The sequence below is a fragment of the Noviherbaspirillum sp. genome (assembly GCF_036563305.1).
Classification (GTDB): domain Bacteria; phylum Pseudomonadota; class Gammaproteobacteria; order Burkholderiales; family Burkholderiaceae_D; genus Noviherbaspirillum.
Genome location: NZ_DATCMQ010000016.1, coordinates 386623 through 396186 on the forward strand (window position 1 = coordinate 386623; position 9564 = coordinate 396186).

The following is a 9564-nucleotide window of genomic DNA, read 5'->3' on the forward strand; positions in this document are numbered from 1 at the left end:
GTCAGGACGGAAATCAGGCGGCGTTGTCCGCCTGCACCGCCCGGATTTTGTCCAGCAGTTCGGTCCAGCGGAACGGCTTGCCGATGAAGGCGAAATCGTCGAGCTCTCCATATTCCGCAGTCAGCACCTGGACCGGGTAGCCGGAGGCGAGCAGGATGCGCACGTCGGGGCAAACCTTGCGGGTGAAGCGGGCCAGTTCGATGCCGCTCATCCCCATCGGCATGACGACATCGGTGAACAGGACGTCGATGTCGCGCACCCGTTCGAGGATGGCGACGCCGTCGAGGCCATTGCCGGCAGTGAGCACTTCGAACCCGAGGCTCTGGAAAATCCGGGTTGCCAGGTCCAGCACGTCCTGGTCGTCCTCCACGATCAGCACCTTGCCGCTTGCCGCCGCCTTCTCCCGCACCGGCGTCTCTCCGCTCGCGGGCGCGGCCAGCGGGAAGTACAGCGTGACCGTGGTTCCCTTGCCGACCTCGCTGTCGATCGTCATGCCGCCGCCGGACTGGGTGACGAAGCCGTAGGCCTGGCTGAGACCGAGGCCGCTGCTGACGCCGCCGTGCTTGGTGGTGAAGAACGGTTCGATTGCGCGGTGCGCCAGGTCGGGCGGCATGCCGATGCCCGAGTCGCCGACCGTGACCGTCGCATAGCTGCCGGCCAGCAGGCCGGCGGCGGCATTGCGCGCGCCGAGCTGCGCACGGCCGGTGGCGATACGCAGCGTTCCGCCGTCAGGCATCGCCTCCTGGGCATTCATCACCAGGTTCAGGAGCGCGTGCTGGAACTGCTGGCTGTCCACCGACACCACTGCGCTCTCCGCGTCAGGATCGATCACGATCGCGGTCGCCGCCCCGCAGGCGCGCCGCAGGATGGGCTCGCTTGCCTCGATCAGCTTGTTCAGGTCCTGCCGCTCAGGCATCAGCACCTGCCGGCGCGCGAAAGCAAGCAGCTGCCGCGTCAAACCCGCCGCGCGTTCCGACGCCCGCTGCGCCTTTTCCAGCACCACGATGTCGCTGGCGCTGCGCAGCCGCGACGCGAGCAGGTCGAGACTGTTGACGATGACTGCCAGCGCGTTGTTGAAGTCATGGGCGATGCTGCCGGTGAGCTGGCCCACCGCTTCCAGCCGCTGTGCCTGCAACAGCCTGGCATTGGCCCGTTCCAGCGTCTCGCCGGCGAGCTTGCGATCGGTCATGTCGCGCGTGATGCGGGCAAAGCCGAGCAGCCGGCCGTCGTCGTCGCGGATCGCCTGCAGTACCGTGTGGGCCCAGAAGCGTGAACCGTCCTTGCGCACGTGCCAGCCTTCGCTCTCGTGCCGGCCAAGATCTGCGGCGGTCCTGAGCGCCGCCTCGCACTTGCCCGCCGCGCGCTCCTCCGGCGCATAGAACACCGAGATGTTGCGGCCGAGGATCTCGTCCGCCGCATAACCCTTGATACGCTGCGCACCTGCATTCCAGCTGCTGACGGCGCCGGCAGGGTCGAGCATGTAGATGGCGAAATCCTGCACGCTGTCGATCAGCAGCTGGAAGCGCCGTCCGTCCTGCAGGACGTCCTGCATGCGATGGTTCGAATTGGTCAAAACTTGCTCCGCCTTGGTGTTGCCGCCGGCTCGCCCGGCAGGATGCAGCCAATTATAAAGTCCTGAAGGAAATACGCGGCGAGGGGGGGAAATGGCACGCGGGAGGGAGAAACATGACCGGCCGCGAATGCGGCCGGTCAGTTGGTGCAATCAGGTTGTCCGATCAGGTCGCCCGGGCGAGGCCGAGGCTTTCGACCGTTTCCTTTTCTTCCCTGAAGGTCTCCTGCGCGAACTTGGTGTAGTCGGCGCTGTTCATGTAGATCACCGGCTGGTCGAACTTCTCCAGCGTCGCGATCACCAGCGGATCCTGCAGGACCTTGCGGAAGGTCTCGTCGAGGCGCTTGACCAGGGCCGGGTCCATGCCTTTCGGACCGCCGATGCCGAACGGGGAGTCGGACACGGTCTGGAAGCCGAGCTCCTGCAGCGTCGGCACATTGGGCCAGCGCTTGGTGCGCTTGCTGCCGTAGGTGACGAGCAGGCGCGCGCGTCCGGCTTCGACGGCCGATGCCCAGCCGGTGGCGTCGCTGTGTCCCATCACATGGCCGCCGAGCAGGGCCTGCATGCCGTCGGCATTGCCCTTGAACGGCACGTGCAGCAGCTTGATGCCGGCGCGGCGCGTGAACTGCTCGACCACCAGGTGCGGCGTCGTGCCTGTGCCGGTGGAACCGTAGGTGAAGGCTTCCGGATTGGCCTTGGCATAGGCAACGAGATCCTTGATGCTCTTGATCGGGGAATCCGACCGGACCACCATGCCGAAGGTATAGCCGGTCAGGCAGGAAATGAAGGTCAGGTCCTTCAGCGGGTCGAAGGACACCTTCTGCATGTGCGGCAAGCGGAAGATGCCGAGCGGCAGCTGCGACAGCGTATAGCCGTCAGGCTGGGCGCGCGCGAGTTCGCCCGCGCCGAGGATGCCGCCGGCGCCCGGCTTGTTCTCGATGATGACGGTACCGCCGATGTTGCGCGAGAAGCTCTCGCCAATGGCGCGCATCACCACGTCGGTGGAGCCGCCGGCCGGCCAGGGGCAGAGCAGGCGGATCGGGCGGTTCGGATAGCCGGACTGCGCAAACGCCGGCAAGGCAAGCGCGGCGCCCGCGGCGGCCGTGGATTTGAGAAAGTCGCGGCGCGAGAGGGTGCGTCGTGTCATGGTTGTCTCCAGTAGGTGGCAATGTGTGTTGATCTGGTCCGGCGCGGCTCTCCGGCCGCGGTTCAAATTGCCCGCCTATGCTACTGGATATCGACGTTCTTTACCATGGCGCGCTCTACCCGGCCAGGATGCGGTGGTGGAACGCAAGGTGATCGTCGATGAAGGTCGAGATGAAGTAGTAGCCGTGGTCGTAGCCCTGGTGCAGCCGCAGCGTCAGGGGCTGGCCAGCGTCGATGCAGGCCTGTTCGAACTGCAGCGGCAACAGTTGCTCCTTGAGGAATTTGTCGTCCAGCCCCTGGTCGATGAGTATCCCCTGCGGAAACGGCGAGCGACGCTTCCGCATCAGCTCGGCGGCATCGTGCTCCAGCCAGGACGTGCGGTCCGGACCGAGGTAGGCGGAGAATGCCTTCTCTCCCCAGGGACAGCGGCTGGGCGAGGCGATCGGCGCGAACGCGGAGACGGAGCGGTAACGGTCGGGATGGCGCAGGGCAAGCGTGAGCGCCCCGTGACCGCCCATGGAATGGCCGAAGATGCCGGCCCGTCCGGCGTCCGCGTTGAATTCGCGGTGCACGAGATCGAACAGCTCGCCTGCGACCCATGACTCCATCCGGTAGTGGGCATCCCAAGGCGGCTGGGTTGCATCGACGTAGAAACCGGCGCCGCTTCCCAGGTCCCACTCCCTGTCCTCGCCTTCGATGCCGGCATTGCGCGGGCTGGTATCGGGCGCGACCAGCATCAAGCCGTACTGGGCGGCAAGGCGCTGGGCGTTGGCCTTGATCATGAAGGTCTCTTCGGTGCAGGTGAGGCCGGCGAGGTAGAACAGCACCGGCACCAGTTCGCTGGTCTCCTGGGGCGGATGAAACACCGAGAAACGCATCGGCAGTCCCGTCTCGCGGGAGTCGTGCCGGTAGAACGCCTGGACGCCGCCGTGGCAGCGATGTTCCGACAGGATCTCGACCATGCTTTTTCCTAGTAGAGGACTACCGAACGGATCGACTCGCCGCGCTTCATCAGGTCGAAGCCTTCGTTGATCTGGTCCAGCGCCAGGGTATGCGTGATCAGGTCGTCGATGTTGAGCTTGCCTTCCATGTACCAGTCGACGATCTTCGGCACGTCGGTGCGGCCGCGCGCGCCGCCGAACGCGGAGCCCTTCCACACGCGTCCGGTGACCAGCTGGAAAGGCCGCGTGCTGATTTCCTGCCCGGCGGCGGCGACGCCGATGATCACCGACTGCCCCCAGCCCTTGTGGCAGCATTCCAGCGCCTGCCGCATGGTGGTGGTATTGCCGATGCATTCGAAGCTGTAGTCGGCCCCGCCGTCCGTCAATTGCACGATGGCGTCGACCACGTTGTCGACATCCTTCGGATTGATGAAGTGCGTCATGCCGAACTTGCGGGCGATCTGCTCGCGCTCCGGGTTGAGGTCGATGCCGATGATCTTGTCGGCGCCGACCATGCGCGCGGCCTGGATCACATTGAGCCCGATGCCGCCGAGGCCGAACACGACGACGTTGGCGCCGGCCTCGACCTTCGCCGTGAACAGGACGGCGCCGACGCCGGTCGTGACGCCGCAGCCGATGTAGCAGACCTTGTCGAAGGGCGCGTCGCTGCGGATTCTGGCGAGCGCGATTTCGGGCACGACGATATGGTTGGCGAAGGTCGAGGTGCCCATGTAGTGGAACAGCGGCTTGCCGTCGATCGAGAATCGGCTGGTCCCGTCGGGCATCAGGCCGCGGCCCTGCGTGGACCGGATCGCCTGGCACAGGTTGGTCTTCTGGGACAGGCAGAATTTGCACTGCCGGCATTCCGGCGTGTAGAGCGGGATAACATGGTCGCCGGGCTTCAGCGAACGTACGTCCGGGCCGACTTCGAGCACGACGCCGGCGCCTTCGTGGCCGAGGATGGCGGGAAAGATGCCTTCGGGATCGGCCCCCGAAAGGGTGTAGTAATCGGTATGGCAGATGCCGGTCGCCTTCACTTCCACCAGCACTTCGCCGGCGCGCGGTCCGGCCAGGTCCACTTCAGCGACGGCGAGCGGTTCGCCGGCCTTCCATGCAATCGCAGCCTTGGTCTTCATCGATCGGTCTCCTCGGGTTGGATGGACATGATGCCATTGATCCCGGCAGGACGTGACCGTTCGATCAGGTATTGCGGATCACCACCAGGCGGGACAGGCCGAACAGGTTGACCTTGCGGACCGACTGGATTTCCCAGTCGTACTTCAGGATCTGCTCGTTGTAGCAGAAGTCGGACCGGAAGCCGATGCGGTTGGCGAGCGAGCGCACGGCGCGCTCGAGGAACCACCAGACGCGGCTGCCGCTGAAGTGGTTCAGGATCAGGATCGTGCCTCCCGGCTTGCAAACCCTGCGGATCTCCGCCACCAGCCTTTCCGGATGCGGCGTCACCGACAGCACGTACGGGATGGCGACGCAGTCGAAGCTGTTGTCCGGGAATTCCATCATCTCCGCGTTCATCGCAGCCAGATGGATGCTGCGCTCCGGCATCTTGCTCGCCCGTTCCCGCGCGATCTCCAGCATGTGATCCGAGATGTCGATGCCGACGATGGCGGAAGTCGCCGGATACTGGCTCAGCGTGAGACCGGTGCCCACGCCGACCTCGAGGATGGATGCGGGGGACAGTGCGCGCACGGTCTCGGTCAGTGCCTTGCGGCCGGGCTCCAGTACCGCGCCGAACAGGCTGTCGTAGACCGGGGCATAGAAGCGGTACGTGTTGACGACGTTATCGACGGAGATGGGATTCATAGTTCTTTTTTGTGAGTTGTCAAACTGGTATTAAGACCCTGCGGCACCAGAAAGTTCAGCCCGCGGCGGTCTGCACGTTACATAACGGAAAGCTAGCGGAGCTGCCGGCCCTGGCGCACGGCGTGGTTCTGAATGTCTTCCAGTTCGATCTCGATTGCCTTGGTGCTGATCAATATTTCGTACAGTGAAAAAAGCAGCGACACCACGAGCAGGAAGATGCTCGCGCCGAAAACATGCTCCGCCGCCCGGACCAGGTCGAGGAACAGCAGGAACATCGAAAGGGTGCAGAACAGGAAGCTGAGCACGCCCATTGCCTGCATCCTGCGAATCAGCGTGATGCGCAGGCCCAGGTTGGAAATCTGCCTGATGACGACCTCCGTGAGGTTCTCCTGGTTCTGGCTGTGCAGGTGCCGGATCAGCTGGGTCAGCACGATGAAGCGGTTGGTATAGGCCAGCAGCAGCAGCGAGATGGCGGGAAAAAGCAGGGCGGGCGTGGTCAGGTTCATGGTCGGGACGGACAAGGGCAAAGCCGCGATTGTTGCATGCGCCGTGCCTACCGGCGGCGATGGGGCGCGTGGCGGTCATACCAGCAAGGATCCTTCTTCCTGACCCAGGCGACGAAGCGCTGCATCTCCTCGTTCTCCAGGATGCGTTCCCAGGTGTGGTAGTAGGCCGCAAGCTCCTTCTCGCTGAACACCGAGTGGATCTTGTTGTGACATACGCGGTGCACCCGCACCTTGTCCCGGCCGCGATGGCTGCGCGGCACCAGGTGGTGCTCGTTGACGGAAGGGCCGTCGACCATGTCGCGGCCGCAGAGCGGGCATTTCTCCATAAGGGCGGGCATGAGCCGGAGGCGCTCCTGCTTGGTGCGCAAACCGCGCCGGTCGTTCCCGCCGGCAGTGCGGGCCCGGCTCAGGCGTGCGGAGTGCGCTTGACGAAGAACAGGGTGGCGCCGACCGCCATCAGCACGCCGCCGAAGAACTTGTTCTGCTTGCGCACCGCGTTTGCGCTGCGGAAGTAGCGTTGCATGACCGCTGCGGCGAGCGCATAGCCATGCATCACCACCAGGTCGACTGCACAAGTCGTGGCGGCAAGGATCAGCAATTGCGGCAGCAGCGGCGCGCTGCCCGAGATGAACTGCGGCAGCACCGCGACCATGAACACGATGCCCTTGGGATTGGTGGCGTTGGTCAGGAAGCCGAGCAGGAAGCGCCGGCCTGCGGTAGGCGCCGGACCGCCGTGCGACTGCACGGCGCCGGTGTCGACGCGGGCGCGCCACTGCGTGATGCCGAGGTAGATCAGGTAGAGCGCGCCGACCGTCTTGACGACTGCGAAAGCGGTTTCCGAGGCCAGCAGGATCGAGCCGACGCCGGCGCCGGCAATGAACAGCACCAGCAGCAGGCCTGCCTGCAGTCCGAGGATGGTCACCGTGGCCTTGCGCACGCCGTAGGCAAGTCCATGCGACATCGACAGCACGGCACCGGAGCCGGGCGAGACCGCGATCAGGCAGGAAGCGAAGAAGAAGGTGATCCAGGTGGTGAATGTCATGGCGGACGTCGGCGTCGTTGCAGGGCAAAGGGCGCCCATCTTAGCAAAGCCCGCGGCAGGTCGCTCGCGCGCTCCGCAGGCCTGCATGCCGAATGGCAGGATGACCGGTGGCGCGGTGGTGTGTAGTCGCAGGACGGGTGCGCGGCGCCAGGGGAAGCCACCTGGTGCTGACACTGCGCGGCAAGCATCGTGTCGATGAGCCAGGAAATGAATCTTTGCGAAAGCGCCATTGTCTACGATAGCCCATGACCGATGACACTGGAGGAATACCGTGGAAACAGACAAAGGAAACACGCCGGAGCAGAAGCGCAATGTAACCGAGGCGGACGTCAAGTCAGTCGACGGCAAGTCCGGGCAGAGCCTGAAGAGCAGTCACAACGACAAGAGCCACGAGAAGGCGGGGGGCGATACCGGCGCCGGCGGCGGCAAGAAGCAGGAGCGTCATCAGACGCACTGAACAGACGCACTCAGCAGATGCACCGAGCGGGGGCGCCGGCAGACGCCGCCGCTGCTCAGCGGCGCCCGACGACGATGTCGCGCTCGGCCATCATCCGGCGCAGAAAGTCCTCGGCCCGCACGACATGTTCCGCAAGCATGCGCTGGCGGTCCGCATAGGCCTCGTTCAGGCGGGAGCCGCCGTGCAGGTTGCCGGTTCGCTCCCCGGGCAGCGGTTCGATACCGATCCGCTGCTTCCTCCTCGCTTCCTCCAGCAGCATCTCCGCACGAATGACATCTGCCTCGGCGTCGTTGGCCGACTTCATCCGGCCCGGCGGCGGGATGGTGCTCAGCCGGTCGATCGGCGTGCGCTCCATCCGGGGCGGCGCCGCCGACCTGTCCGGCGGCGTGGTACTCCACAGATTGCCCTTGATTGGCGGCACGACCGCAATGGTCTCGTCGAGGCGGGCGCCCCGCTGCACCTTGTCCGAATACAGCACGCGGCCGTCCGGCGTGACCTGCCGGTAGACGGTTGCGCTGTCATGCGCGGTGGCGAGGCCAGGCAGGAAATGTACGGCAAGCAGGGCTGCGATCAGCATTTTTTTCATGGCGGCGCTCCTTTGCTTCAACTTAGCACAGGGTGCCAGGGCGTCCACTGACAATCAGCAAGCGGAATTGCGCCGACAGCCGGAAGCGCCGGGACAGGTCACCATGGCGTGAAGGCACATGTCCTTCCCTCGCCGGATCAATGGCATCCTCGCCCTGCAGCCGGACAGGCGGACGGCATGCAGCGGCAGCGCCCGGAAGCAACGGCGCCGCGAGACAGCGAGCGCAGCGATGCTGTCGCGCGCTTTCAGGAACGCTTGTTGGCCGCGACCTGCTTCAACAATTCCTCGGTGAAGTCGACAATCGACATCTGGCGCGGGGCAGATGGGCGTGCTTCCTGTCCGGGGACAGCGGCGGGGCGGGTGGCAACGCGGTCGAGCAGGTCGGAAAGGATGCCGGCGGCATCGGCGGGGTTGAATTCGGGATTACGCATGAAACCTCCAAAGAGGGCTTAGTTGCCGCGCGGAAGCTTTCGTTCCTTTAGGAAAAAACTTTTCTCGCGCGGCGTCTCATCCCCTTGTCGGCTTGCCAAATCGGCAGTCAGCGGGAAGCGCCGCTTGAGCTCTCGCGGCCGGTCTGCGTTGCACCGGGATTGCTCTTCACCTGTCCCTGGAAGCGTGCAAGTTCGCTATCGATCTGGCGCCGCGCCGCCGCGGCGTTCACATCCGCCCACTCATCCTTGCCGAGGCCGCGTGCGTTTTCGATCAGCGGTCGATCGACGTTGAGCAGCAGGTCGAGGTCCGGCCGCTGCGGGAAGGAGAAGGCCTTCAACGGCAGGGCCACCAGCTTGTCCTTCGGGCTCAGGGCCTTGTCCACCTCGAGCACGGCATATGCGCGGCCGGTCCCGAAATTCACGACAAGGTCCTCGATCTCGCCGGCGCTGTGGGCCGCGCGATCATTGACGTCCTTGCCGATCAGCTGCTCCGCCGAGATCAACCGTGCGCCGGAAGGCGTATGACGTGCCGTTTCCTCCTTGAAGAAGTAGCGGTCGACGGCGCCGCGATAGGTCTCCTCGCTGAAGTTCGGCCGCTTGTCCGGCGAGAATCCCGGCGCCTTTTCCAGTTCCTCCTTGCTTGCATTCAGCACCAGCGGGTCGCGTTCGCGCTCACCCGGCTGGAGCCGGCCCGCAGGCAGCGCGAACTGCTTGTCACCGATGTTGGCAATGCCGCCGAAGGACAGCACGACGTAGCTCACGCGCTGGTTGTCGATGTCGATCACCAGGTCCTCGATGTCGCCGAGGTTCTCGCCCTGGGGATTCTTGACCTGCTTGCCGATCACTTCGCTGGCACGCATGTCGCGTCCGCCGGCCGGCACGTTCATCCGCACCGCATTCTGCGCATCGCGCGCGGAATTGCCGCTCTGCGGCGACTGCTGCCCCTGTGCAAGCACTGGCACGGCCGCCGCGATCAGCAAGGGCGCCAGCATCATGGCGAGCAGCTGTGTCTTGATGGAAGTCGCATGCATTTTTCCGGTCCTCCTGTAATTGCCGATTCCACC

At 64.9% G+C, this 9564-nt stretch carries 12 protein-coding genes; 1 reads left to right on the forward strand and 11 read right to left on the reverse strand.

Annotation, left to right across the window (positions count from 1 at the left end):
- Positions 1–13 precede the first annotated feature (13 nt).
- The 8 genes from VIM12_RS18240 to VIM12_RS18275 all read right to left on the reverse strand — a co-directional run bounded on the left by VIM12_RS18240 (position 14) and on the right by VIM12_RS18275 (position 7026).
- Positions 14–1573 carry a PAS domain S-box protein gene (locus tag VIM12_RS18240; RefSeq protein ID WP_331943309.1) on the reverse strand — a complete coding sequence of 520 codons (1560 nt, stop codon included), beginning with the start codon at positions 1571–1573 and terminating at the stop codon, positions 14–16.
- 163 nt (positions 1574–1736) lie between these two features.
- Positions 1737–2717, reverse strand: a complete 981-nt coding sequence (locus VIM12_RS18245) for a tripartite tricarboxylate transporter substrate binding protein (RefSeq protein ID WP_331943311.1) — start codon at positions 2715–2717, stop codon at positions 1737–1739.
- 115 nt (positions 2718–2832) lie between these two features.
- Positions 2833–3678 (reverse strand): S-formylglutathione hydrolase, encoded by an 846-nt coding sequence (fghA, locus tag VIM12_RS18250; protein WP_331943313.1) that lies wholly within the window; start codon positions 3676–3678, stop codon positions 2833–2835.
- 8 nt (positions 3679–3686) lie between these two features.
- The gene (locus VIM12_RS18255) at positions 3687–4793 is read right to left on the reverse strand and encodes an S-(hydroxymethyl)glutathione dehydrogenase/class III alcohol dehydrogenase (protein WP_331943315.1); all 1107 of its coding nucleotides are present in this window, start codon (positions 4791–4793) and stop codon (positions 3687–3689) included.
- Between the two features lie 64 nt (positions 4794–4857).
- Positions 4858–5478, reverse strand: coding sequence for a class I SAM-dependent methyltransferase (locus tag VIM12_RS18260; RefSeq protein ID WP_331943316.1), 621 nt, complete (start codon positions 5476–5478; stop codon positions 4858–4860).
- A 92-nt stretch (positions 5479–5570) separates the two neighbouring features.
- On the reverse strand, positions 5571–5999 hold the full coding sequence (locus VIM12_RS18265) for a DUF2721 domain-containing protein (protein ID WP_331943317.1): 429 nt from the start codon (positions 5997–5999) through the stop codon (positions 5571–5573).
- Positions 6000–6031: 32 nt separating this feature from the next.
- Positions 6032–6322: a hypothetical protein gene (locus VIM12_RS18270; protein ID WP_331943318.1), complete on the reverse strand. Its 291-nt coding sequence runs from the start codon at positions 6320–6322 to the stop codon at positions 6032–6034.
- A 68-nt stretch (positions 6323–6390) separates the two neighbouring features.
- A complete protein-coding gene (locus VIM12_RS18275; RefSeq protein ID WP_331943320.1) occupies positions 6391–7026 on the reverse strand; it encodes a LysE family transporter in 636 nt (211 codons plus the stop codon).
- A 271-nt stretch (positions 7027–7297) separates the two neighbouring features.
- Here VIM12_RS18275 and VIM12_RS18280 point away from each other — a divergent pair, with 271 nt between their 5' ends.
- Positions 7298–7483 carry a hypothetical protein gene (locus tag VIM12_RS18280; RefSeq protein ID WP_331943322.1) on the forward strand — a complete coding sequence of 62 codons (186 nt, stop codon included), beginning with the start codon at positions 7298–7300 and terminating at the stop codon, positions 7481–7483.
- A 55-nt stretch (positions 7484–7538) separates the two neighbouring features.
- Here VIM12_RS18280 and VIM12_RS18285 read toward each other — a convergent pair whose 3' ends face one another.
- The 3 genes from VIM12_RS18285 to VIM12_RS18295 all read right to left on the reverse strand — a co-directional run bounded on the left by VIM12_RS18285 (position 7539) and on the right by VIM12_RS18295 (position 9531).
- Positions 7539–8069 carry a hypothetical protein gene (locus VIM12_RS18285; protein WP_331943324.1) on the reverse strand — a complete coding sequence of 177 codons (531 nt, stop codon included), beginning with the start codon at positions 8067–8069 and terminating at the stop codon, positions 7539–7541.
- A 245-nt stretch (positions 8070–8314) separates the two neighbouring features.
- Positions 8315–8500 carry a hypothetical protein gene (locus VIM12_RS18290; RefSeq protein WP_331943326.1) on the reverse strand — a complete coding sequence of 62 codons (186 nt, stop codon included), beginning with the start codon at positions 8498–8500 and terminating at the stop codon, positions 8315–8317.
- Between the two features lie 107 nt (positions 8501–8607).
- A complete protein-coding gene (locus tag VIM12_RS18295) occupies positions 8608–9531 on the reverse strand; it encodes a PRC-barrel domain-containing protein (RefSeq protein ID WP_331943328.1) in 924 nt (307 codons plus the stop codon).
- Between the last annotated feature and the right edge of the window lie 33 nt (positions 9532–9564).

What these genes read in the sequence shown, in the direction of transcription:
- VIM12_RS18245 (WP_331943311.1), bottom strand. Translation starts at nt 2,717, where the DNA reads ATGACACGACGCACCCTCTCGCGCCGCGACTTTCTCAAATCCACGGCC.
- fghA (WP_331943313.1), bottom strand. Translation starts at nt 3,678, where the DNA reads ATGGTCGAGATCCTGTCGGAACATCGCTGCCACGGCGGCGTCCAGGCG.
- VIM12_RS18255 (WP_331943315.1), bottom strand. Translation starts at nt 4,793, where the DNA reads ATGAAGACCAAGGCTGCGATTGCATGGAAGGCCGGCGAACCGCTCGCC.
- VIM12_RS18260 (WP_331943316.1), bottom strand. Translation starts at nt 5,478, where the DNA reads ATGAATCCCATCTCCGTCGATAACGTCGTCAACACGTACCGCTTCTAT.
- VIM12_RS18270 (WP_331943318.1), bottom strand. Translation starts at nt 6,322, where the DNA reads ATGCCCGCCCTTATGGAGAAATGCCCGCTCTGCGGCCGCGACATGGTC.
- VIM12_RS18275 (WP_331943320.1), bottom strand. Translation starts at nt 7,026, where the DNA reads ATGACATTCACCACCTGGATCACCTTCTTCTTCGCTTCCTGCCTGATC.
- VIM12_RS18285 (WP_331943324.1), bottom strand. Translation starts at nt 8,069, where the DNA reads ATGAAAAAAATGCTGATCGCAGCCCTGCTTGCCGTACATTTCCTGCCT.
- VIM12_RS18290 (WP_331943326.1), bottom strand. Translation starts at nt 8,500, where the DNA reads ATGCGTAATCCCGAATTCAACCCCGCCGATGCCGCCGGCATCCTTTCC.
- VIM12_RS18295 (WP_331943328.1), bottom strand. Translation starts at nt 9,531, where the DNA reads ATGCATGCGACTTCCATCAAGACACAGCTGCTCGCCATGATGCTGGCG.